This window comes from Flavivirga aquimarina (assembly GCF_030540835.1).
Taxonomy (GTDB): domain Bacteria; phylum Bacteroidota; class Bacteroidia; order Flavobacteriales; family Flavobacteriaceae; genus Flavivirga; species Flavivirga aquimarina.
The window spans coordinates 1-269 of the sequence record NZ_JAUOEK010000087.1 but is presented as its reverse complement, the minus strand read 5'-3'; the positions used below and the strand labels follow the sequence as shown (position 1 = coordinate 269).

Below are 269 nucleotides of genomic sequence, written 5' to 3'. Positions count from 1 at the left end.
ATTGGTGTTTCCACAAAAAGACACAAGATGAAAGTATTGAATTCTTCTCAGATAAACGCCTTTGGCGGTATTAATTTTGTTTTGGATGAGTTTGACAAGATGCACCTTGGCGATTTTCTCCAGTCCAATCTTCCTGTTTTGAGCCCGACCACTTTTTACAACTGGAAAGATATATTTTATTCTTTCGCCAGTATCTACTATTGTGGGGGCGATTGTATAGAGGATTCAAAGACAGTACTCTCCAGACAGTTTTCAGGTAATCCGATATT

General features: G+C 38.3%; 1 pseudogene. It reads left to right on the top strand.

Going from position 1 to position 269, the window contains the following annotated elements:
• Positions 1-27 precede the first annotated feature (27 nt).
• Positions 28-269: pseudogene (locus Q4Q35_RS07975) on the top strand (hypothetical protein); the annotation flags it as partial.